Here is a 22,701-nt window from a genome sequence, read left to right as displayed (position 1 = left end):
ATGAAACCACAAGAGTTTATCGAGAAGTATCAACTTCATGATAGCCTAGTTAAAGGCTATGAATATTCAAGTGTTGAAGGCACACTGACTTTAGAACTGGAGTTATGCAACTGGAAACAGGCTGGCTACACCGAAAATGAGCCTGAGATGGTTGATGCTAAATTAACGTTTCAAAGGGTGAACTCTTTTAAGATAGACCCAGAGAACTTTGTGCCAGATTATAATGACATTCTTGTGGTTGAACCCATCGAGTTAGGCGGAGTAAAGTTCGTTGTTCTTTGTGAGGGAGACGTTGCGATTCTTACACTCGTAGCTGATGAATTAATTTTTGAGTTAAATAAAGAATAAAGGCGAAAAACCACAAACGAGACTAACCTCTGATGTGACCCCCAAAAGTTAGACGCTATATTATTAGGCAACTTCTAGGGCGTGAGTCCGGTACTGTACCGGGCTCATGCCCTTTAGTTTTGCTTTAATCCGCTTGTGATTGTAGTACATGATATATTCATCTAATTCCGCCTTAAATTGCTCAACACTCTCAAATTCCTGCGTGTATAAGAACTCAGATTTTAATGTGCCAAAGAAGCTTTCGATAACTGCATTATCGTAACAGTTTCCTTTGCGTGACATACTCTGTGTTACCCCATGATCCTTTAATGCTTGCTGATACTGACGCATTTGATAATGCCAGCCCTGTTCGGAATGAATAAGAAGGGCATCTTTATCATCCAATCGTTCAAACGCGTTATCTAGCATATTTGATACAAGTGAGTAGATGGGGCGGGAATTCACTGAGTAGGCGATGACTTCACCGTTAAATAAATCGAGCATCGGCGATAGATACAGTTTCTCTCCAAATAGCTTGAACTCCGTAATATCTGTTACCCACTTCTCGTTCGGTTTTGATGCGATGAAGTTCCTCTCCAGTATGTTCGGAGCAATTTTACCTACATTCCCTTTATATGAACGATATTTCTTCATACGCACGACGGATTTTAAGCCAAGCTCCTGCATGATTCGTTGCACCTTCTTATGGTTTACACGCTCATCTTCATTGTGCAGCACATCTGTAATACGACGATACCCATAGCGGCCCTTGTGTTCGTGATAAATCGCTGTAATACGAGCTTTTAAGGCTGCGTCTTTGTCTGGGCGGTCGAAGGCGTTGACCCAGTAATAGTACGTGCTACGCGGAATTTGAGCCAACTTAAGCAGTGATGTAACGGGATATTCTAGCCTTAGTTCAAAGATTACTTGCGCTTTGTCTTGCTTTGTAATTTTCCCTTGCTTAAAACTAAGGCATTCAACTTTTTTAAGTAGGTGTTCTCCATACGTAGACGTTCCAATTCAGCTTGTAGTGCTTCGACAGAGCCTTCAGTTGGAGTTGCTTTCTTCGTTTCTTCCTTCATAGATGGACGCCCCTTTTTCTTTAGTAATAGGGCGTCTTCACCTTGCTGCTCAAGAACCTTCTTCCACTGCAGAATAGTTGAAGGTGCAGGAATGTTGAACCTTGCAGCTGTTTCTAAAACTGACGTCCCTGACTCGTTCATAAAATTTAGTACGTCTAGTTTAAACGTTTTTGAGTAGGTTGCATATCTTTTGGCCAAACCTTCCATGCCATTCACTCGGTAAAGAGCTACCCATTTTTCAACAGCTTTATGATCCACACCGATGCGTACACCTATCTCCCTGAAGGATTCTTTGCCTTCCAAATAAGCTTGTACGGCTTGATACTTCTCCTCTTCGGAAAACTTTACCACAAAAATACACCCCACTTTTAGATGGTGTCTAACAAATGGGGTGCAGTTCATTAATCGCTTGTGGTTTCTTTTTATTCTCAAGTCTGTATCGCAAACAACATAAATTGAGGGTGGCAATCCTCAAGGTTTTTCCTTTTAACCCCACCCACAATGCGATTAACCCTTGTGTTGTGGGTTGCTTTTTGCCTAGATTTACTCCAAGAAGGCATGAGAACTCATTGTTCAGCAGGCCACGTTGGGCTATATTTGAATTCGTTTTTAAAACGGGAGCCAGATGGTGTATACTCTGAAGCCGGTAGAGAATGAAAGTTTATGAGAGGCTCTCTAAAATTAGTGAAGAAATATCTCGCTAACAACAATGTAATGTCTGAGAAGCAGGCGGACATCTACCTCCCGAACGAAATCGTTCATCTTCGTAATTAGGCCTCGATAGGGGATATCCCCCATCCAATGTCTGCCGCGTGCATTGACCCTGTTATAGACGCGGTTTCTAGGTTTCTCAATAAAACAATTGAAACATCATATGAATTGTATTATATTTAAAATACATCATATGAATCAATTGTTTTTCATGTGTATCTTGGCAAGAATGCAGGTGAAGCCATTGGGAAAAAAGCTTACTTATGAAGCCGTTTACGATCAAATTAAACAGAACATTAAAGACGGCGTCTGGAAGCAGGGAGAGCAGCTTCCGCCTCTGGAGCAGCTATCCGCAGAGCTCGGTGTCGGCATCTCCTCCGTTCGGGAGGCGGTGCGGATTCTCGGGAAGCAGAAGATTTTGCGGATCGAGCAGGGGAGAGGCACGTATGTGGAGCACGAGCTGTCCGAAGCTCCTGCGGCGCGCATCGATTTCCTCGAGCGGGCGACGATGCTGCAGCTGACGGAATCCAGGCTCATCATCGAGCCGGAGTTGGCTGCACTGGCTGCCGTGAAGGCGACGGAGGAGGAAGCGGCTGCCATTATGGAGACCGCCCGCGTCATGAAGCGGAAGATCGAGAAGGGGCAGGACTTCCTGAAGGAGGACATGCGCTTCCATGAGCTGATCGCCAAAGCCTCACACAACGAGATCATGTACCACATGCTCGAGCGGATCAGCGATCTGCTCATCGACAGCCGCAGGAAGTCGATGAAGTGGGAAGGGATGGATGAGAAGGCATCCTCGTATCATTTTCTGATTGCCCAAGCCATCATGCAGAGCAATCCGACCCAGGCGAGAGCTTTAATGAAATGTCATTTGGAAGATATGCTTGTTGAATTTCAAAAGGGAGAAGGAGAGATTGGCGTATGAAGATTCAATCGATGGAGCTGTTCAAGGTGCCGCCGCGGTGGCTGTTTCTGAAAATTACGACGGATGACGGGATCGTCGGGTGGGGGGAGCCGATCGTCGAGGGCAAGGCTGACACGGTGGCTGCCGCCGTGCAGGAGATGAGCGAGTTCTTGATCGGCCGGGACCCGGGCCACATCGAAGACTTGTGGCAGGTGCTGTACCGCGGCGGATTCTACCGCGGCGGGCCGATCCTGACCAGCGCCATCTCGGGCATCGAGCAGGCGCTGTGGGACATCAAGGGCAAGAGCCTCGGCGTGCCCGTGTATGATTTGCTGGGCGGGCCGGTGCGCGACAAGATGCGCGTCTACGCCTGGATCGGCGGAGACAAGCCATCCGACGTGGCGGAGGCCGCCAAGGAGAAGATCGCGCAGGGCTACACCGCGATCAAAATGAACGGCACCGCCGAGATGGAGTGGATCGACTCGCACCTGAAGGTGCAGGAGGCCGTCGAGCGGCTGGCCGCGGTGCGCGAAGCGATCGGCTACGGCAACGGCATCGGCGTCGATCTGCACGGCCGCGTCCACAAGACGATGGCCAAGGTGCTGATCAAGGAGATGGAGGCGTTCAAGCCGATGTTCATCGAGGAGCCTGTGCTATCCGAGAACAACGAGGCGCTGCTCGAGATCACCAAGGGCTCGAGCGTACCGATCGCGACCGGCGAACGGATGTACACGCGCTGGGATTTCAAGCGTCTGCTGACGCAGGGAGGCGTGGACATTATCCAGCCGGATTTAAGCCATGCCGGCGGTATTTGGGAAGTGCGCAAAATCGCCGCGATGGCGGAAGCTTTCGACGTGGCGGTTGCTCCGCACTGCCCGCTGGGGCCGATTGCGCTGGCGTCGTCGCTGCAGCTCGATTTCTGTACGCCGAATGCTTTTATTCAGGAGCAAAGCCTGGGTATCCATTACAATCAAGGATCCGATTTGCTTGACTACCTGGTGGATCCCGGTGTATTCCATTACGAGAACGGCTTCGTGAAGCGTCTGACCAAGCCGGGGCTGGGCATCGAAATCAACGAAGCGAAGGTGCGCGAGATGGCGGCCAACGGCCACCAATGGCGCAATCCGGTATGGCGCAACGAGGACGGTACGGTGACGGAGTGGTAAAGCCGGTAAAGCTTGTATAGATTTAGGGTGAAAACGGTATGTTCGGCTGCATCCACGCTTGCAGGGAGGCAGCGGATGAGGGAGACGATTTCAGCGAGACATAAGCGTGTGTCTTGCAGTATAAGGATCCATCGGCTTCTATAGCTTCTATGGAGCTGTGTTAGCCGCTCAACGATAATAGCCTAAAACCCGACAAAGGGCCTTCCTGTCAGCTTGGCTGCTTGCCGCAAGGAGGGCTCTTTGTCAGGCATAAATAGAATAACACAACTTACCATTCCTTTGAATCGCATGGATACTGGTTGTATCTAATTTATACGTGTTTGCAACTTCTATTTTTGCTTCGAGTGCAGTAGAAGCAACAATCTTTCCAAGCAAAGTTACTTTTTTTCTAGCTAACGGACTCTACAAAGAAGTACATCTTCAGGAAGGCGAAGAGGTACTTAACTATAGTAACAAGGCATATGTACCTCTTCGCTTATTCGCTGAGAGCAGTAGTGCTCTTGTAAAATACACACAAGCCTCTCCTGGGACGGATAACAAACATATTATAGATGTTCACTATGATGCTGAAGAGGCTCTTTTAGAGCAAACTTCAAATGCAGCTGATAATAAGCTGCTTGAGGACTCAAAGGAGCTGCAGCTGCAGGATATGTTTGTTTCACTTCTACTTCCACATATGAAAGAGAAGCTTGCAGAGGTATACTCAGATGTAATTTCAATCCCACCAGTTCTAATCCAGATTCCGTAGATGTGAAGAGCATTAAAAGGGTAGATGCTTTCCGTCGTTTTGATTTTTTAATCACAATAGATGCTCAACCAATAATCGGCCCACATATACCTGTAGGCGAAGATATACTTACATATCGGATCTCGCCGGCTGGAGTTGAGCTTAAAAATTTTGAACATCTGAGAGGACCGAATAAGGATGACTTCCTCCCCAATTACCAAAATCTTTTGAAGTAACCACACCTGGCTCCTCTCCATGCACAAACGTATAGGGTTCACCCGCGAACGCCGCAAGGCGTTCTTCTTAATACCGGTTCGTATCGGCTTAAATCGACACAAGATACCCGGTCGGCTACCTTCTTTCGAGCAGAGCTCGAACCTCCGGGGCCAGATCAGACGGGTCTGTCGTGCATTCGTACCTGGCGGCCACAAGACCCTGCCGATTGATGAGAAACTTGGAGAAGTTCCATTTGACCCCGTCGCCTTCGTAGATGTCGGGGTATTTTTCTTGCAGGAAGCGGTACATCTTGTCTCCTTCGGGAGTCGACGTATCAAAGCCTTGGAAAGGCGCTTGCCGGGTTACATATTGGAATAAAGGGTGAGCGTCCGGACCACGGACGTCTGTTTTCTGAAATAAAGGGAAGCTGATGCCAAAATGGCTCTCGCAATCATTCCGCACCTCGGCGTTACTTCCGGGTTCTTTACCGTTAAACTGGTTGCAAGGAAAGGCAAGGATCTCGAAGCCCTGCTCGTGGTAGTCCTCATACAGCTTTTGCAGTCCTGCAAACTGCCGGGAGTAGGCGCATTTGCTGGCGGTGTTAACGACGAGCAGCGTTTTACCGCGATAGATCGACAAATCAACGAGCTCTCCATCGATGCTGCGGGCTTGAAAATCATAAATAGTCATGGGGATCTCCTCCTGTATCAGATGGGAAAGTGATAGTAATGTAACCATAGTACAGGTGAGTCTATTGTACAAATATATAATATTGATAAGATTAATAGTTTCTGACAATAAGGTTTGCATTGCTGTTATACAATGCATCGACATCATGCGAGGCCACTGAAAAACTGGCGAGGTGGACGGAATCGTTCTGTAGAAGCGTAAGCGTTCGCCTTTGTCCCCGGATTTTGACCGCTACAAGGGGGTTGAAATTGAGAAAATTCGGGGAAAACAGCGATCGGAAGAACGATCTGTCCATGCAGCCGTAGCTTTTTCAGTGGCCTCCATCATGCAGGGAGCTTTTGCGCACGGTGTAAATCAAATCATACAACTCATCACCGACAATGAAGCATATAAAACCCTCATGCTGACCATGAAGTTAACCTGAGGGCCGTGATTGGCGATAAAATACGGGCTTTAATGCCCTGTCGGATGACTCTCCTCTCCGGGCGGGGCCTCCTCCAGCTTGTCCCGGCCCATGAAGAAGGACGCAAGCAAAGCGAGCACGGCAGGGAGGATAGCCCAGACAAAGGTATGGGCGATCGAATACGCCAGCGCCTCCGTAATTTGATCGAGAATCGGCTTCGGTATCTGTGCACGCGCCTCAGGGGATAACAGCGCATGCGGATCGCTAATTTTTGCACCTGGCGGCAGCTGCGCGCTGCTCAAGCCTATGGCGGCCATCGCTTGGGTCAATTCGTTGGTGAACGTGTGGCTTTGGATAATCCCGAAGACGGTGATACCTACGGTCATGCCCAGTGACCTCAAGAAATTGAGTGTCGAGCTGGCGGAGCCGCGCTGCTTGGCGCTGAAGGATTGAATGGCGGCATTGCTGAGCACGGAGAAGGAAGCGCCGATCCCGAGCCCGACGAGAATCATATACAAGGTGACGATCCACCGGGTTGTCTCCGTCGACAAGGTGGTAAGCAAAGCGATGCCTATGACAAGAATGATCAGGGTTGGGATCATAATCGACCGGTACGCGACCTTGGATAACAGAATCCCGCCCCCGGTGGCAGTGACGACCGAGCCGAGCATCATGGGCAGCAGCACCAAGCCGGAGTTGGTAGCCGAGCCGCCGAGCACGCCCTGGATGAAGATCGGGATATAGACGGAGGCAGTAATGAAAGCCGCGCCGCTCAGGATCGCGATGGCGTTGCTTGTGGCATACAGCCTTTTGCGGAACATGGCGAACGTAATGATCGGCTCTTCGGCCCGCCGTTCCACAAAAATGAACACGACGGCCAGAAGAATGAAGCCGGCGAACAAGCCGAGGATGACACTCGAATTCCAGGCAAATTGCTTGCCGCCCAGCTCCAAGGCGAACATCAGACAAATCACCGCGCCGACTAGAGAGAAGGCGCCCCAGCCGTCGATCGGCTGCTTGGAATGCTCGTGCGACTCCTTGTAGAAAACAGCGATCAAGATGAACGCAACGAGCCCGAGCGGCAGATTAATATAAAATACCCATTGCCAATTAATATAGTCGGTAATGTAAGCTCCGAGCAAAGGGCCGAATATACTCGACATGCCGAAGACGGCGCCGAACAGACCGCCCAGCTTGCCCCGCTGCTCAAGCGGAACCGTATCGAACATGATGGTGAAGGCGATAGGTACCAGAGCGCCGCCTCCCAAGCCTTGAACGGCCCGGTACACGCTGAGCTCAACAATCGAGTGGGCGGTCCCGCACAGGATCGAGCCGAGCATGAATATGAGAATCCCGAAGACGAAAAACCGCTTGCGTCCATACATGTCGGACAGCTTGCCGAAGATGGGCATACCGGCCATTTCGGCGATCATATAAGCAGAAGTGACCCAAACAAACTTATCGAGGCCTCCCAGCTCGCCGACAATTGTCCCCATCGCGGTTGAGACAATGGTATTGTCCATCGAAGCCATCAAAATGCCGAGCAGCAATCCGGCAATCACGATGCCCGTCGAATTGCGCCGGGTGTTGGCGGTCATTTTGCTCAACTCCTTTACATATCCCTTAATATCCCACAGTCTGCCCTTGGCGGAGGGGCGTCATTCCTGATGGTGTCCAAAGAAAATAAAGTTTTAGAGAAATTAATCAATTTTTTTTGATTAAACAATTGACTGGATAAGAAAATGGTGTTAAATTCAGTTCATAAATTAAATCAAAATAAATTGATTTATCTTAAAGAAGTATTCAAAGAAGGTGATCACTCCATGACAGACATTTCGTTCAAAGATTACGAGTCCAAATTCAAAGCGCTTGCCGATGAAAAACGTCTTCAAATCATGTATGAGCTTACGCAACGCGGGAACACTTGCGTTTGTGATCTCACTGATATTTTCGAAATGTCCCAATCCAAGCTATCGTATCACCTCAAGATCTTGCTTGATGCCGGCTTCATCACAAGGGAGGCGCGCGGCACTTGGAGCTATTACGAAATTAACCAGGAGGAAGTAAGCCATCTTCTCTCTGAAGAGCTATGCTGCATTTTTAAGTCAGCACAAGAAGGTAACAATTGCTGCGAAGTGACGAATGAAAAAGAAGCTTGTTGCTGATTTTATTGGCACGTATTTTTTGTTTTTTGCCGGTCCTGACGCGAAGGTCATTGATGAGATCCTCTAAAGCAGGGGTTGCCAGTCAAAAGCGCATAACTAGAAGCACATGGGCTAAACGGTAAAGCGGAAAGATGGCATTGGGGCTTTGACGACCCCGCGAAAGCGACCGGAACAGAAGAAGAAATCATGTCCCAATTTCGTGATTCGCGATTCCATAAGAATTCGAATTGAACAATTTGTGAAGGAAGGTAATGACAATGATTAAACGGATGCACGTAGCGGTAAACTGCAGCGACATTCAGAAATCCCTCGACTTCTACAAGGCTTTTTTTGGCACGGAGCCGACGAAGGTTAGAGACAATTATGCCAAGTTTGAGCTGGATGAACCGGCACTGCATTTTTCTTTAAATGTCCGTCCCTTCGAAAAAAATGGCGTACTTAACCATCTGGGCTTTCAGGTGAACAACACCGAAGAAGTGCTGACGATGGGTGAGCGTCTTCGGCAGACAGGACTCCTTCTTATCGACGAAATGAACACGACCTGCTGTTACGCTGTGCAGGATAAGGTCTGGGTGTACGACCCAGACGGCAATGCTTGGGAAATTTTCTTCACAAAAGAAGATTCGGAATTTGAAAGTGCCGGAGAACCTCGTGATATGTCAATCTGCTGTGCCCCTCCCTCCGGTCCGGCAGCCGTGGAATTCAACTCCTTCAAAAAGAGATTATTTTAAACCAATTATTTTCTCGGAAAACCTGTGAAAAACCTGTATCGGACGCTGCGCCGCGGGATATCAATCCTTATCGAAGCCGTCCATCGGGGAGGGGGAGTGCCTTAAGCAGAAAGAAAAAACAACCGTCCGCGAGACCGTTAATTGTAGTTCATAATAAGAGGATAATATGTTCAATATACGAGCATATATCCTCTATTTTTTTACATATTAGAATCCATAAGCAGCTATTAAAAATAACGTTTAATATGTTAATAATATTATAGTTTAATAAGCACAGGCATTTGTATATTTGGAGGGAGTAGCCCACAGCGGGAGGCGTAGCGAGGTTTTGCCGAGTGTTATCATTTAATGTCTGGAAGGTGGAAGTCTATGAGAGTGCAAGAAGTTCTCTTAGAGGATAACACTAAGAGATACATGTTAATAGATTATTCCATAGCATCGCTTGTTATACGGGATCTACGTCCCAACCAGCCTCAAAGATGGTAGTAACAAGTAGGGGTGAACATTATAGCTGACGGGATCAGGTCCCACGGGCAGGTTACCTTAATAAAGTAAATATCATTATGGTTGAATACACCCTTTTCATACGAACGAATGTACGATAAAATTTTTTTGCACCTGTTTTTATATTCCATATACAAGAATATATGGAGGTATTAATTTGAAGCATTCAACCGAACTTGGAAGGGAGATTTTCTATGGAAACTTCTAGTCGATTAATAATCTCATTTAATACTTTTTATCCAGAACAATATTTTGAAGAAAGAATCGTACAACCTGTTCAAAAGAAATTTCCATGGGTTAAACTTATCTATTCGAGAGAAGAACCTTTTTTTAATAATAACATTGAAAAGTGGCAATCAACCAATACGTCACCAGATATTTTGTTGATGTTCAGCCCAGCATATGAAATACCGCAATTAATTCAAAATAACTTTCATTATGATTTAAATGATTTGATAGGACATAATCAATTTGATTTAAGTCAATTTGATTCAAAAGCATTGAGTCCAATTCTTAGTTTTGGAAATGAAGGACAAGTTTACGCATTGCCATATAGCAAAACGGAACATCCACTCTTTTACAATAAGGATATTTTTGATAAATTCGGGGTTCCCTACCCTCAAAATGAAATGAATTGGGATCAAACTATTGATCTAGCAAAAAAAGTAACCGGGGAAATTGACGGTGTCTTTTATAGGGGACTAGATATTGCCGACTATGTTCTACTGAGAGAACAATTATCTTTGACATGTCTTGACCCTTCAACAGATTATGCCATTGTTAATAATGAAAAATGGAAATTACTTGCGGAAACGATAAAGGATATTTATACGATTCATGGAAACCTTCCCAATCCCAAACATTTATTTAGGTTTAACGGTGGTTTTTCCAGAGATAAAAATGTTGCAATGGCTGTATTATGTGCGAATTGCTTAAGCGAACCGGAGATAAACTGGGATATCGTGTCATACCCGACGTTCAGGCAATATCCAATGATAAAACCAACTGCACCAAATAGCTCCTTTTTAATATTAAGCCCTTTTTGCAAGTATAAACAAGAAGCGTTTGAAATCATAACTTATTTGGTTTCGGAAGAACACCAATTGTTTAACTCAAAAAAAGGAGAGGTTTCCTCGTTAACTCAAGATTCTATTAAAGATGCGTATGCTTCTGAACTATCATATTTTAAAGACAAAAATATTAAAGCATTGTTTATCAATGAAGGTGCCAATCCTGTAGTCGAAACAAGCGTCTTTGAAAAGGAAGTAGTTCGGTTAGTAACGGATTCGTTTAGGAAAATGATTTTAGAAAATAGAGATGTTAGTACCACACTTCAAGAACTTGAAATAATCATAAATAATGCTGTTGTAAAATTAAAAGATTAATTACATGCTTAAAAGACCACGGTCAAAATGATCCTTCAACGGGCACAATAGTTCAATAAGAAAAAGGGTTTTATATATTAGATATAACTAATATATAAAACCCTTTATTTTTCTTATTTTTTTTAATTTTGGGTCTTGATAAGGTTACTGGACGGTTGTTTACCATATAAGACTTTATGGGATGATTTCCGGTGAATCGGAAACCAAAATTCTTATCGGCGATTCACCTGCGAGCTTTTCTGACTGCGCTGCGGCTTTTTTCCAAATAATTGACCGATTGATCGTACTCTCTGCTGGCGACGCCCAGGTACAGAATGTCGATTACATTCAGCTGGGTAATCCGAGAGGAGGTAGCTCCACTGCGTATTTCCGTTTCGGTGGAGGAAATAAACAGAGGGATATCGGCCAGCTGGCTCACAGCATTGCTGCCATACCGCGTAATCGAGATGGTCGCCGCGCCTGATTCTCTTGCCCGTTTCATGCACTCCACGATGGTCGGGGTTTCACCCGAATAGGAGATGCCGATGACGGCATCGTCCTTGGTCAGCATCACGGAGGACACCAGCTGCAGGTCGGAATCGGCGAACGAGAAGCTCGTTTTGTTAATCCGCATAAATTTGTGCTGGGCGTCGGTCGCGATTAAATTGGAAGCGCCGATGCCGTAGAAATAAATCCGTTTGGCGCGAAGAATCGCCTCGACTGCTTTTTGCACATTGGCAGGGGATAAAATTTTCAACGTGTCGCGGATCGACTGGATGTTGTTGTTGGAGGCATTCTCGATAATTCTTTCAATCGAATCCTCGCCTTTGATTTCCTGATAGCCGGTTTCGTTGCTCTCATCCTTCAGATCTCCGGCTACCTTGAGCATCAGCTCCTGGTAGCTTTTGAACCCGGCCGACTTGCACAGTCGAATGACAGCGGCCTGGCTGCCCCCGCTTTCCTGGGACAGCTGGGCTACCGACAACCCGATAATTCGTTCAGGGTCCTGCAAAATGAACTCCGCCACCTTCCGTTCGGACGGCGTGATCAAATTCAGAATTTCCCTAAGTCGTACTAAACCACCGTTCATGCTATGGCTCCTTTTGCTTTATTTCACAGCACCAGCTGTAAGACCGTCCATGAATTGCCGCGATGCGAAGATAAAGATAATGATCATCGGCAGCGAAGATAATGTCAAGCCTGCGAACAGAACGCTCCAGTCCGTAGTAAATTCGCTGAACAGCTTCAGCATTCCTACCGGAATCGTTTTCTTGGCTTCATCCTGAATGAAGATCATCGGGAAGAAAAAGTCATTCCATACCCCGATGAAGTTGACAATCGTTACGGTGCCGAGTGCCGGACGCATGAGCGGCAGCAAAATTTTCATCAACAGTCCCATGTTGGAGGCCCCGTCGATTTTACCAGCCTCCTCGAGCTCCTTGGGCAGCGTGCGGAAAAATCCGGTCAAGATCAGCACGGCCATCGGGATGCCCGAGCCGACCTGAATGAGGATGATGGACCATAAGGAGTTCACCAGGTGCAAATCCTTGATCAGCAGGAACAGGGGCACCAGCCCGAGCTTGATCGGCAGCATCATTCCAATCAGGAAGTAGAAGAAGAGCAGACCGTTCCATTTGAAATCGAATCTGGCAATATAATAGGACAGCATGACACTGAATATAAGCAGGACGACCAAGGTGACCGCGCTGACAAAAATGCTGTTTTGAATATAGCTGAAATAATTCAGTTTGACGAACAGCGTTTTATACGATGCGAAGCTCAGCTCGGACGGCAAAGATAACGGTTTGGTGAAAATTTCGATGTTCGGCTTCACCGAAGACACGAGCATCAGGAATAACGGAAAGAGCGAGATCAAGGCATAACCGATGGATACGATATAAAGCAGGCTTTGTTTTAATGGGTTTGGTTTCATGCGGTCGACCCTCCCTTTCTAATCCGCATTCCTTTTGTTGACATAGGACATAAAAATAGCTGAAATCGTTGCGATAATAGCGAACATGACGACAGCCAGCGCAGAACCGACACCGAGCTCGCCCGATTCGCCGGAGCCGCTGCCGAAGGCCGTACGGTAGAAGAAGACGGCCATCAGATCCGTCGAATAATACGGTTCTCCCATCGAGCCCTGCATGGCGAACACCAGCTCGAAGGCTTCGAAGGCTTGGATGAAGGTCATGACAATGACGATGACGACCGGTTGGAACATCATGGGCAGCACGACCGAACGGATGAGACGAAAGCCGATGGCACCGTCCAGCTTGGCGGCCTCAAGCACCTCTGTCGATACGGACTGGAGTCCGGCAAGGAAGATCAGCATGAAGAAGCCGATGGCAAACCAGCAGTTGACCAGTACGACCGCCGTAAGGGCCGTATCCGGATCGCCGAGCCATGCATGCGTCCAGGAGTCCAGACCGAGCTTCTTCAAGACGACATTCACGATACCTGTGTTCGGGTTCAGAATCAGCTTCCACATGAAGCCGACGACGATGATGGACAGCAGGCGGGGCAGAAAGTAAGCGACCTTAAATAACTGCGCGCCCTTCACCTTTTTGAAAATTACATAGGCAAGAATAAAGGCGATCCCGTTCTGAACGACCATTTCGATGATAAAGTAATACACGTTGTGCTTGAGCGCGTTCCAGAACATGTTGTTGAACGGCTCCTGGGTGAACAGCTTGACGAAGTTCTGGAAGTAATTGAACTTGCCCATCGTCATGCCTTTCCAGTCGAACAAGCTGTAAGCGAAGGCGGCAAAGATCGGATAAACAAAAAATAGCGTATATATGGCGACAGCTGGAATCGGGAACGTATGAACAATCAGACGGGCCCAGGAACGCTTCCTTCGATTCACTGTGACGTTGTTGGCGTGCTCCATAGTACATTCACCTCACGATGGATTGATGGTCAATAGGAAAAATGGCCGCCGCCGCAGGGGCTCCGCGGGGGAGTTGCACCTGTGAGAAGCGGCGGCAGCCTGAGAGTGAGGCCGGGATTAGGCGGGATTATTTGCCCGCAGCAGCAGGTTTAAACCAGGTGTCTACGCTTTTTTGAAGTTCTTCTACAACTTGCTTCGGTGTAGCTTTCTTGAGGTACATGCCTTGCAGTAAGCCTTCCAGCGTCGCTTTGCTCGTCGGGTTGCCCGAATTCAGGTAGGTGACGGCAAAGTAAGGCGCTGCATTCGTGCTCGACAATTTGGCAATTTTGTTGATCAGCGGATCTTCCGTCGTTACGCCCTGAATCGGGGACGGGGACTTCGTGTTGTTCAAGATCAGCGAGCCGTATGCTTTGGTCGTCATGAATTCCAGTACTTTCTTGGCAGCGTCCTTGTTCTTGGAATTTTTGTTGATACCAAACGATCCGTCCACCCAAGTGGATACGGTAGCTTTGCCGCTTGGATCCACAGGCGGAACTGCGAAAGCGTCCATTTCCAGCTTCGGATTCAGCGCAAGAATGGAGGCGATCTCGAAGTGACCGTCGATGACCATCGCTGTTTGTTCGGTAGCGAATAGGGTGCGGACATCCTCCATGCCGAGGCCTTCAAAATTTGCCGGGAAGTAAGGCGCCAGGCTGTTCATCGCTTCGATTGATTTCAGGAATTCCGGACTGTCGATCTTCGCTTCGCCCTTCAAGAACTTGGCTGCAAAATCTTGGCCGTAAAATTGCGGTGCAATCGCACCGTGCATCAAGGAGAGCACCCAGCCCTCCTTGGAGCCGAAAGCGAACGGCGTGACTTTGTTTTGCTTCAGCGTCTCGGCGGCTTTCATCAGGTCATCCCATGTTTTAGGCTCCTGAAGGTTGTATTTGGCAAATATTTTTTTGTTGTACAAAATTTGCGTCGAGCTCAGCATGTAAGGGACGCCGTACTGCTTCTTATCCGACCCTTGTGCGGCGATCAGCTGGTCCTTGCTGAAGTTTTCGAGACCCTTGAGTCCATCGATCGGCTCCAGGTAACCGGCATCCGCCAAGGCGGTAGCTCCGGAATAAGGACGAAGATGGATGATATCGGCCGCGGTTTCGGTTTTTAACGCTACGTTCAATGAAGTGTTGTACTCCGTCGCCTTCACCGGCTTGAAATCGAGCTCGATTTCCGGATACGTTTTGTTTAATTCGGCTTGAATTTTTTTATACAAATCGACTTCGCTCTGCTCCGCTCTCCACGAGGTGACGGTGACCTTCACCTTGTTGGCTGCCGGTGTCTGTGTCGAGGCATTGCCCGCATCCTTCGTCTTCCCGGCGTCACCGCCGCCGCACCCCGTCATTGCTACTGCCAAAGAAAGACCTACTGCTGCTAAAGTGATCGGTTTTTTTCTCATACATGTGCTCCTCCGCATCATATCGAATTAGTACTGCTTTATTCATAAACTGCTGGCTTGAATAGCCGCAGCGACAGCATCATGAAAGTCGGTACGCAGCTGTGTAACGGATTGCTCGCGTCCGTAGTGCACACGATTGGTTAATAACACGACGGCCAGTTCCTGAAGCGGGTCCAGATAAAGGCTTGTTCCGGTGAAGCCGGTATGGCCGAAGGCCTGCTGTGAGAAGAAGCGGCCGGACACGTCGGCCGTGTCGCCCTTCAGGACCCAGCCGAGCCCCCGGTTCACCTCCGGCAGCAGCGGGGTTTGCTTCGTAATGGCCCGTACAGCTGCCGGAGGGGAGAGCAGGCACGGCTTGTGCGCCGCGGATGGGCGAACGTTGGCCGAAGCGAGCCACATTCGGGCATACTCGAGCAGATCGGCTGCGGTGGCGAACAGCCCCGCATGTCCGCTAACCCCTCCCATGGCCCGGGCGTTCTCGTCGTGAACGATGCCGTGCCAGTACGCCTGCGTTGCCATCGAGTACTCGGTGGCTGCAATTCTTGGACGTTCCCCGGGGGAAGGACGGAACCCGCTATCCTTCATCCCGAGGGGATCGAACAAGTGCTTCTTGGCCGCTTGGTCCAGCGGCATCCCGAACAAGCGGGGAATGATTTCGCCGAGCAGGATGAACCCTACGTCGCTGTAGATACATAATGTCCCAGGCTCGTAAGCTAACGGCTCCTTGGCCAGGAAGTCGAGAATCTCCTGCGGGGTCCAAGGCTGGGTATGGAAATCGTAAGATGCGACGAAACCGGAAGTGTGCGATAGCAGGTGGCGAAGGGTGATCATCGACTTATCCGCCCGATGAAACTCGGGCAGATAGCTTGACACCGGATCCTCTAACTTCAGCTTGCCTTGATCCAGCAGGATCAATACAAGAGGGAGGGTGACGGAAACCTTCGTCAGCGATGCGCAGTCGTACAGGGTTTCCAGGGTCGCCTCTGTGGTTTCACTCGGAATATCTACTGCAAGTCCGCCGGCATACCGCAGGCGTTCCCCTTTATACAGAACAGCGGCGGATGCGCCAGGGATGAGCCTGTCGGACATCGCTTGGCGAAGGGGCTCCCACATCTTGTCGAGCAAGGTGACGGTTAAACCGGTCTGCCCGGCTGTTCCATAATCGGTTTGTTCAGCCATGCACTGCATCCTCAGGCTCTTCATAGAGCAAATAAGGCTTTCTCAATTGCTTCCATGCCTCGCAGTCCTTGCGCCATCCGGCGATAATGCGCTCGACGGCTCCGGTCTCGTGAAGCGTTGTTCGGACCTGGTCGCTGCCGGTCAAGATGTCGATAAAAGGGAGACCTTCTTCATTTCCACGGTACCAGTCGAACTCGCCCGGATGCATGGACTGGATTTGATGCAGCAACCGGAGGCCCGTTTCCGCAGAGCGGAACTGCACTTTGTCCGTCACATAGGTCATCACGCCATTGCAGAGCAGACCGGTATGCTTTTTAAATGAAGGGGTGAAGGTCACCGGCTGGAACCATACGCCCGGCAGCTGCATGTCGTTCATCGCATCGCATACGCGCTGATGCTGCATCCATGGGGCGCCTATCATTTCGAAAGGCTTCGTCGTGCCCCGTCCTTCCGATACATTCGTTCCTTCATATAAGCAGTTGGCGGCATAGACGCGAACCGTATCGATGGTAGGCATGTTCGGTGAGGGCATGACCCATGGCAGCCCGGTGTCGGGATATTCCATCGAACGATTCCAGCCGATCAGCGGAACGACCTGCAGCTCGCACGGCTGCTCCAGCTGGCTGTTCACCAGCCGGGCGAATTCACCGATGGTCATCCCGCTGAGCACCGGCATCTTCCAGGCGCCTACCATCGAGAAGAAGCCTTCCTCCAGCAGCCCGCCTTCGATGCGGCAGCCGCCGAGTGGGTTCGGCCGGTCCAGGACGATAAGCTCCACCTTATGCTCGGCACATGACTGCATCATGTAGACTAAGGTTGTTAAATAAGTATAAAAGCGGATGCCCAAATCTTGAATGTCGTACACGACGGCGTCGATGTTCTGAAGCATGGCTGCCGTAGGCTTGCGGTTCGTTCCGTAAAGACTATATACCGGAATACCGTAGACGGGATCGAGTTCATCCTCGAAATAAATGCCCGCTTGCTTCTCGTTGCGCAGTCCGTGCTCGCAAGCAAACAATGCGGTGAGCTCGGCGCCGTCGATTTGATGACAGAGATCAATAGTGGATCTGAATTTCGAATCGATTCCCGTCGGGTTGGTCAGCAAAGCAAAGCGTTTGTTGCGCAGCAGCTTGCTGCCCATGGACGGAAGCTGATCCGCTCCGACCTGAACGGCATGACTCATCGTGCAACCCCCTTTTTAGTAGAACAGAATAGGATAGATTCACAATGACAGCCCTCTGTTTGGCATTCAGGCAAGCCGGAGTAAGAACCGGATTGGACTGAATTCGGCTGTTCATTGCAGCGTGATTCTCTCAATCATGATACTTAAATGTCAATTTACCTTACACAATCTATTATAGCATCATGAAATAAGATTTCAATATAAAATTTTATTTTAAAAGTAATCAATGGAAAATGCATGATCCCAAGGTAGGGCGACGCTGTGCCTCTAATTCTAAGAAAGCGCTTTAACAATAGCTGATATGCCTATAATAGCTGTTATTACTAAATAAATCAATGTATTTTTGTCATCATTTATTATTTTTTAACATAAAGGGCGTTGGACTAGTCGTAAAATATTATTTTACAAAATTGCCGATATCGATTATTCTAAAAGTAGTCTTGGTGGTATGACACCTTGGTGTCAACTCTACAATAAAGCAGGTGAACGTGTGGAATATGTGCTTGGATTCGATGGTGGAGGCACCAAAACGGAATTGATCGTTACCGATCTGAATGGCACAGAGCTGCTAACCGATAGGGGAGGCGCCAGCAATCCCAAATCATTGCCCTTTGATTCCGCGATGCGTCATTTAACGGACATGCTGGACGCGCTCCACGGGAAGGCTGCTTACTTGCCTCAGCAGTGCCGAGGCATTTGTATAGGCATGGCGGGCATTTATATGGAAGAAGAGAAACGGAGGGTGCACGAGCATTTGGCCCGGTATTATACAAGTCAAGGCTGGCCTGCGCCTCTCATATCGATCATGAATGACGCGGAAATCGCGCTGATGGCTGGGGTCGGCGACACGCAAGGGATGATTGCTATCGCCGGTACCGGATCCATTGTATACGGACTGACTCCTTCGGGGAACAAGTACCGGACCGGAGGCTGGGGGCACCTGCTCGGAGACCACGGCAGCGGTTACGATATCGGCTTGCAGACACTGCAAGCGATTATGCTCAGCTACGACGGTGTGCTAGAGCCGACGCTTCTCACCGAGCTGGTGCTGGCGGCGTACGGGTTTGAATCTCCGGCAGACCTTCGCTCCTATATTTATGAGCCTCATATTGACAAGCAGCATGTCGCCAAGTTTGCGGAGCTGTGTATTCAGGCGGCCGAAGCCGGAGATTCCGCGGCGCGGGACATTATCGGGCGTGCCGCATCAGGGTTGGCGGATTTAACGGAAGCGATGCTGCGCAAGGACGAAGCTTTCCGCCGCTTGCCTATTGCCGTCACCGGATCGATTTTCCGGCATTCGCCGCTCTTCGGGGAACGGTACCGGGAGCAGCTCAAGGCAAGGGGCATCGAGCTGGAAGTCGTTTCGTCCGAGCGCAAGCCAGCCTATGGGGCGGCGCTGCTGGCCGTTAGAGAATGGAACAACAAGAGCAACAGCCTATAACATCGATGTTGAACGAAGGAGGAACCAGGATGGATTTATCTTTACAAGGCTTAACTTCCGAGCAGCGCAATGAGCGTACCCGGCATATCGATCAGAAATCGGCCGTTGATATTTTGAAGCTGATCAATCAGGAGGACCGTGAGGTGCCTGGCGTCGTGGAGGCCTGCATTCCGCACATTGCGGAGGCGGTGGAGGCGATCGTCGCCGCTTTCAAGACGGGCGGGCGGCTGCTTTATTATGGTGCGGGGACGAGCGGCAGGCTGGGCATTCTCGATGCATCGGAATGTCCGCCTACCTACGGCACGGATCCGGGTCTGGTCGTAGGTATTATCGCAGGAGGCCCGGAAGCGATCCAGAATGCCGTGGAAGGCATCGAGGATGATGCGGTGCTTGGAGCGGCAGACGTCGACAAGCTGCAGGTGACCGCACGGGATGTGGTCGTAGGCATTGCGGCGAGCGGGCGGACGCCTTATGTGATCGGAGCGATGACGAGAGCGCAGGAGCTCGGTGCTACCGTGGTGGGGATATCTAATAACCGCAACTCGGCCATGGGCAAGTGCGCGTCCATCATGATCGAGGCCGTCGTAGGCCCCGAGGCTGTTCTCGGTTCGACGAGAATGAAGGCCGGTACGGCACAGAAGCTGATTCTGAATATGCTCACGACCGCATCGATGATTATGACGGGCAAAGTATATGATAATCTAATGGTGGAAATGCAGTCGACGAATCAGAAGCTGGTACACCGCGCCAAGCGGTTGATTGATATGGCGACAGGCGCGGATGCGGCCTCTATCGAGAAAGCGTATGAAGAAGCCGGTGGCCACGTCAAGACGGCGATCGTCATGCTGCTGGTAGGTACGGGCGCTGCGGAAGCGATCCAATTGCTACAAGAAGCCAACGGCTTTGTCCGCGAGGCGATCAAGCTGGCCTCCTCGAACGGCGTATAAAGTAGATTTAGAGCTGACACCTCTGCTTTCGGTTGATGAAAGCGGGGGTGTTTTATTTTTTTACGACCAAATTCGACATTATTTTATTTAAAGCTACAAAATAATACTAAATTAAATTTACAGTCCCTACTATGTGATAGTATATTTGAACTATACTTTAAAAGGGAAGAAGGACTGGTGAATGAAGAAAAAGCTGCTTTCCATAACGGCATCCATTTTGTTATTCGTCCAAGGGGCTCCAGTGCTGGCTGACTCCGTCGTATTTGACGATATCGAGTCATCCTATGCGAAAGATGCGATCAAGGAGCTTCAAGGTCTTGGTATGGTGAATGGAGTAAGCGACACGGCTTTTGCGCCAACTAGCATGATTAGCAGACAAGATTTTGCCATTCTTATCGCTAAAGCGCTTCAACTCGATGTAACCAAGCCGCCATCCACAGCCACCTTCAAAGACATCCCTGTTTCTCATTATGCTTTTCCATATGTGGAGGCACTGGTAAGGGCGAAGGTTTTCCAAGGTAGGGAACAAAATATATTTGGCGTGGGTGAAATGCTGACGCGGGAGCAGCTAGCGGTCGTTTTAGTACGCGGCAAGCAACTTCTCTCGACAAGTCGTGATACGAATTTGCCTTTTGAAGACAGGAATGAAATAAGTGATTGGGCCAAGGCTGATGTTCAAACGGTTCATGAAGCGGGACTGATGGTCGGCGATGGCACGTATTTTGCACCCAAGCGCGCTGTAGAGAGACAGGAGCTGGCTTTGGTAGTGTCGCGTCTACTGCATTTGGCTGACCATAATGCGATTGCCTCGGGTGTAATAGAGAGTATAACGGACCAGTCTGTAACCATAAATCAGCATACATATGCCAAGGGTGAAACGGTAAAAGGACTCTTAGGCCAGTCGAACGCGCCTATATTAATAGGGGCTGTTATCTCCTTCGAGACGGAGGGTGCAAGCGTAACAAAGATTACCTCACTCGAACTGCATAAGGACGGACAAGCTGTAGAAGGGGATGAGAAGGAATTTAGCCGAAATTTGGTTCTGGATGGACAGGGTTACATGATGGATGGAAATATGGACGTAAAGGCGGATTATATTACGGTTCAGAATCTCCAGGTCAGCGGTAACTTTAGAATAGGAGATGAATTAAAGAACGATTTCTACGGAAAAAATCTGCAAGTAAAAGGTACAACGATTGTAGACGGGGGCTCCTCGCATACGGTTGTTTTTGATAACTCTGCTTTGGAAAAGGTTGAAATTAATAAAACGGAGGTTCGGGTAGAGCCTTCGGGAAGCACCTCGGTCAATGAAATTGTAGTTAACTCGAATGCTGTTGTTACAGCAGATGCAGGCGTTACAATTCCCAAGCTGACAGTGAACGATGGCGCTGCCCGTGTTGAAATCGATGCCAATGTAGCTTCGCTTAACCTCCAATCGTCGCAAGACTCGGTTGTTAGCGGGACGGGGAATATGGGGACGGTTACAGTTTCCGGCTCTGCAGGGGTCACGTTTCAAACGACTGGAACCATCACTAAGGTGGAAATTACGAATAAAGATGCTAAGGTAACGCTGCCTGCCGGTGTGAAAATTCAAAGTCTGGTTTTGCCGGATGGCGTGGCAGCCGCAGACCTTATTGCCAATTACTCTGCAGTCAGCGGGCAAATTAGCTCGGTAACAAGTGCATCGGGCCAAGCCTTAGCTGGCAGCAGGTCTTCTTCCAAATCCAGCAGTTCTAAACAGGCTCGGGGGACGGTGACCGGCAACGTATATTACGGAACCGCCAACAAACCGTTGGCCAACGCTAGTGTGACTTTACAAGGACTTAACGCAGCTACGGCAGCGGATGGCAGCTTTGTATTTGCTGACGTACTTAGCGGGGCGGGACAGAGCTTGAGTGTGACGGCGGACGGTTTTGCCCCGAATCCGTATACGGCCGTCATAGACATTGTGTCAGGACAAACGACAGCTGTTCCTGCTATTGTGCTGACGTCTTCGACAAACCATGCTCCTGTAGTTATTCAAGCGATTCCTAAACAGACGATCGCCCTTAACGGCAGTGGAGTTATATTCAATTTGAGCGAACGGATTCAAGATGAAGACGGGGATGCGTTAAAATTTACTGTGGTTTCGTTGAGTCCGAAGGTAGCTAAAGTTGAGCTTAACGGCAGTGAGCTGAAGGTGACTCCTGTAGCAGCAGGCACAGCGATTATTAATATTACGGCTAATGACGGAAGAGGAAAAACGGCCAGCTCGTTGTTTAACGTAACTGTTACGGCAGCGGCGGTAAATCACGACCCTAAGCTAGCCGCTTCAGGGATTCCCGATCAGTCCGCCTATGCTAATGGAGCTGAGGTGAGTCTGGATTTGACCCAAAGCTTTTCCGATGAGGATGGAGATGCTTTAACTTTCCAGGCTGCTTCATCCAACGAGGGCTCCGTTGCGGCCAACGTATATGGAAATTGGCTTAGACTCAAGCCTTTGCAGGCAGGAGTATCTACAGTTACAGTGAAGGCTGAGGACGGCAAAGGCGGCAAGACGGATGCATCGTTCATCATGAATGTCACTGCACCGCCGGCAGTGAATCATGATCCTAAAGCGGCCAAAACGATTCCGGATCAAACCGGTG

Annotated in this window: 20 protein-coding genes and 1 pseudogene; 12 read left to right on the top strand and 9 right to left on the bottom strand. The window is 49.1% G+C overall.

What is annotated here, in order from left to right; genetic code table 11:
• A complete protein-coding gene (locus tag CF651_RS26320) occupies positions 1-348 on the top strand; it encodes a hypothetical protein (protein WP_094017841.1) in 348 nt (115 codons plus the stop codon).
• Positions 349-411: 63 nt separating this feature from the next.
• On the opposite strand, the gene CF651_RS26315 is transcribed toward CF651_RS26320, so the two are convergent.
• Positions 412-1,760 (bottom strand): IS3 family transposase gene (locus CF651_RS26315; protein WP_094017840.1). Its coding sequence is split into 2 segments (ribosomal slippage): positions 412-1,316 and positions 1,316-1,760, totalling 1,350 coding nucleotides; the frame shifts between segments, so codons are not numbered across the junction.
• Positions 1,761-2,364: 604 nt separating this feature from the next.
• Here CF651_RS26315 and CF651_RS26310 point away from each other — a divergent pair.
• The 4 genes from CF651_RS26310 to CF651_RS32980 all read left to right on the top strand — a co-directional run bounded on the left by CF651_RS26310 (position 2,365) and on the right by CF651_RS32980 (position 5,156).
• Positions 2,365-3,048: a FadR/GntR family transcriptional regulator gene (locus tag CF651_RS26310; protein WP_094017839.1), complete on the top strand. Its 684-nt coding sequence runs from the start codon at positions 2,365-2,367 to the stop codon at positions 3,046-3,048.
• Positions 3,045-4,193 carry a galactonate dehydratase gene (gene dgoD, locus CF651_RS26305; protein WP_094017838.1) on the top strand — a complete coding sequence of 383 codons (1,149 nt, stop codon included), beginning with the start codon at positions 3,045-3,047 and terminating at the stop codon, positions 4,191-4,193. Before CF651_RS26310 ends, dgoD begins: the two co-directional genes overlap by 4 nt.
• Positions 4,194-4,509: 316 nt before the next feature.
• Positions 4,510-4,941, top strand: a complete 432-nt coding sequence (locus CF651_RS32985) for a hypothetical protein (protein ID WP_245856167.1) — start codon at positions 4,510-4,512, stop codon at positions 4,939-4,941.
• 2 nt (positions 4,942-4,943) lie between these two features.
• Positions 4,944-5,156, top strand: coding sequence for a DUF3888 domain-containing protein (locus CF651_RS32980; protein WP_245856166.1), 213 nt, complete (start codon positions 4,944-4,946; stop codon positions 5,154-5,156).
• A 115-nt stretch (positions 5,157-5,271) separates the two neighbouring features.
• Here CF651_RS32980 and CF651_RS26295 read toward each other — a convergent pair whose 3' ends face one another.
• Together CF651_RS26295 and CF651_RS26285 are read right to left on the bottom strand one after the other, a co-directional pair.
• The gene (locus tag CF651_RS26295) at positions 5,272-5,826 is read right to left on the bottom strand and encodes a glutathione peroxidase (RefSeq protein ID WP_094017837.1); all 555 of its coding nucleotides are present in this window, start codon (positions 5,824-5,826) and stop codon (positions 5,272-5,274) included.
• Positions 5,827-6,279: 453 nt separating this feature from the next.
• Positions 6,280-7,827: an MDR family MFS transporter gene (locus CF651_RS26285; RefSeq protein ID WP_094017835.1), complete on the bottom strand. Its 1,548-nt coding sequence runs from the start codon at positions 7,825-7,827 to the stop codon at positions 6,280-6,282.
• A gap of 225 nt (positions 7,828-8,052) precedes the next feature.
• Between CF651_RS26285 and CF651_RS26280 the strand changes: the two genes are divergently transcribed.
• From CF651_RS26280 to CF651_RS26270, 4 genes and pseudogenes are all read left to right on the top strand, one after another.
• Positions 8,053-8,394 carry an ArsR/SmtB family transcription factor gene (locus CF651_RS26280; RefSeq protein ID WP_094017834.1) on the top strand — a complete coding sequence of 114 codons (342 nt, stop codon included), beginning with the start codon at positions 8,053-8,055 and terminating at the stop codon, positions 8,392-8,394.
• Between the two features lie 129 nt (positions 8,395-8,523).
• Positions 8,524-8,659: pseudogene (locus CF651_RS32975) on the top strand (arsenate reductase); the annotation flags it as partial.
• Positions 8,652-9,125: an ArsI/CadI family heavy metal resistance metalloenzyme gene (locus tag CF651_RS26275; protein ID WP_094017833.1), complete on the top strand. Its 474-nt coding sequence runs from the start codon at positions 8,652-8,654 to the stop codon at positions 9,123-9,125. The pseudogene CF651_RS32975 and the gene CF651_RS26275, both read left to right, overlap by 8 nt.
• A gap of 698 nt (positions 9,126-9,823) precedes the next feature.
• Positions 9,824-11,014, top strand: a complete 1,191-nt coding sequence (locus tag CF651_RS26270) for an ABC transporter substrate-binding protein (protein ID WP_094017832.1) — start codon at positions 9,824-9,826, stop codon at positions 11,012-11,014.
• 223 nt (positions 11,015-11,237) lie between these two features.
• On the opposite strand, the gene CF651_RS26265 is transcribed toward CF651_RS26270, so the two are convergent.
• The 6 genes from CF651_RS26265 to CF651_RS26240 all read right to left on the bottom strand — a co-directional run bounded on the left by CF651_RS26265 (position 11,238) and on the right by CF651_RS26240 (position 17,686).
• On the bottom strand, positions 11,238-12,083 hold the full coding sequence (locus CF651_RS26265) for a MurR/RpiR family transcriptional regulator (RefSeq protein ID WP_094017831.1): 846 nt from the start codon (positions 12,081-12,083) through the stop codon (positions 11,238-11,240).
• A gap of 18 nt (positions 12,084-12,101) precedes the next feature.
• Entirely contained in the window at positions 12,102-12,926 is an 825-nt protein-coding gene (locus CF651_RS26260) for a carbohydrate ABC transporter permease (protein WP_094017830.1), read from the bottom strand.
• Between the two features lie 18 nt (positions 12,927-12,944).
• Entirely contained in the window at positions 12,945-13,886 is a 942-nt protein-coding gene (locus CF651_RS26255) for a carbohydrate ABC transporter permease (protein ID WP_094017829.1), read from the bottom strand.
• Between the two features lie 127 nt (positions 13,887-14,013).
• Positions 14,014-15,324, bottom strand: coding sequence for an ABC transporter substrate-binding protein (locus CF651_RS26250; RefSeq protein ID WP_094017828.1), 1,311 nt, complete (start codon positions 15,322-15,324; stop codon positions 14,014-14,016).
• Positions 15,325-15,366: 42 nt separating this feature from the next.
• Positions 15,367-16,503: a serine hydrolase domain-containing protein gene (locus CF651_RS26245; protein ID WP_179233007.1), complete on the bottom strand. Its 1,137-nt coding sequence runs from the start codon at positions 16,501-16,503 to the stop codon at positions 15,367-15,369.
• On the bottom strand, positions 16,496-17,686 hold the full coding sequence (locus CF651_RS26240; protein WP_094017826.1) for an exo-beta-N-acetylmuramidase NamZ family protein: 1,191 nt from the start codon (positions 17,684-17,686) through the stop codon (positions 16,496-16,498). Before CF651_RS26240 ends, CF651_RS26245 begins: the two co-directional genes overlap by 8 nt.
• 490 nt (positions 17,687-18,176) lie before the next feature.
• Here CF651_RS26240 and CF651_RS26235 point away from each other — a divergent pair, with 490 nt between their 5' ends.
• The 3 genes from CF651_RS26235 to CF651_RS26225 all read left to right on the top strand — a co-directional run.
• Positions 18,177-19,127 (top strand): N-acetylglucosamine kinase, encoded by a 951-nt coding sequence (locus tag CF651_RS26235; protein ID WP_179233006.1) that lies wholly within the window; start codon positions 18,177-18,179, stop codon positions 19,125-19,127.
• Between the two features lie 29 nt (positions 19,128-19,156).
• A complete protein-coding gene (gene murQ, locus CF651_RS26230; protein WP_094017824.1) occupies positions 19,157-20,074 on the top strand; it encodes an N-acetylmuramic acid 6-phosphate etherase in 918 nt (305 codons plus the stop codon).
• 181 nt (positions 20,075-20,255) lie between these two features.
• A partial coding sequence (locus tag CF651_RS26225; protein WP_144029112.1) for an S-layer homology domain-containing protein occupies positions 20,256-22,701 on the top strand: 2,446 nt, incomplete at its 3' end.

Origin of the sequence: Paenibacillus rigui, assembly GCF_002234615.1 — a bacterium.
Classification (GTDB): Bacteria; Bacillota; Bacilli; order Paenibacillales; family NBRC-103111; genus Paenibacillus_S; species Paenibacillus_S rigui.
This window is presented reverse-complemented; position numbering and strand designations above follow the sequence as displayed.

Excerpts from the sequence above, each read along its gene's own strand:
- CF651_RS26280 (WP_094017834.1), top strand. The coding sequence starts at position 8,053 with ATGACAGACATTTCGTTCAAAGATTACGAGTCCAAATTCAAAGCGCTT.
- CF651_RS26320 (WP_094017841.1), top strand. The coding sequence starts at position 1 with ATGAAACCACAAGAGTTTATCGAGAAGTATCAACTTCATGATAGCCTA.
- CF651_RS26240 (WP_094017826.1), bottom strand. The coding sequence starts at position 17,686 with ATGAGTCATGCCGTTCAGGTCGGAGCGGATCAGCTTCCGTCCATGGGC.
- CF651_RS26255 (WP_094017829.1), bottom strand. The coding sequence starts at position 13,886 with ATGGAGCACGCCAACAACGTCACAGTGAATCGAAGGAAGCGTTCCTGG.
- CF651_RS26245 (WP_179233007.1), bottom strand. The coding sequence starts at position 16,503 with ATGGCTGAACAAACCGATTATGGAACAGCCGGGCAGACCGGTTTAACC.
- murQ (WP_094017824.1), top strand. The coding sequence starts at position 19,157 with ATGGATTTATCTTTACAAGGCTTAACTTCCGAGCAGCGCAATGAGCGT.
- dgoD (WP_094017838.1), top strand. The coding sequence starts at position 3,045 with ATGAAGATTCAATCGATGGAGCTGTTCAAGGTGCCGCCGCGGTGGCTG.
- CF651_RS26265 (WP_094017831.1), bottom strand. The coding sequence starts at position 12,083 with ATGAACGGTGGTTTAGTACGACTTAGGGAAATTCTGAATTTGATCACG.
- CF651_RS26295 (WP_094017837.1), bottom strand. The coding sequence starts at position 5,826 with ATGACTATTTATGATTTTCAAGCCCGCAGCATCGATGGAGAGCTCGTT.
- CF651_RS26270 (WP_094017832.1), top strand. The coding sequence starts at position 9,824 with ATGGAAACTTCTAGTCGATTAATAATCTCATTTAATACTTTTTATCCA.
- CF651_RS26260 (WP_094017830.1), bottom strand. The coding sequence starts at position 12,926 with ATGAAACCAAACCCATTAAAACAAAGCCTGCTTTATATCGTATCCATC.
- CF651_RS26285 (WP_094017835.1), bottom strand. The coding sequence starts at position 7,827 with ATGACCGCCAACACCCGGCGCAATTCGACGGGCATCGTGATTGCCGGA.
- CF651_RS26250 (WP_094017828.1), bottom strand. The coding sequence starts at position 15,324 with ATGAGAAAAAAACCGATCACTTTAGCAGCAGTAGGTCTTTCTTTGGCA.
- CF651_RS26275 (WP_094017833.1), top strand. The coding sequence starts at position 8,652 with ATGATTAAACGGATGCACGTAGCGGTAAACTGCAGCGACATTCAGAAA.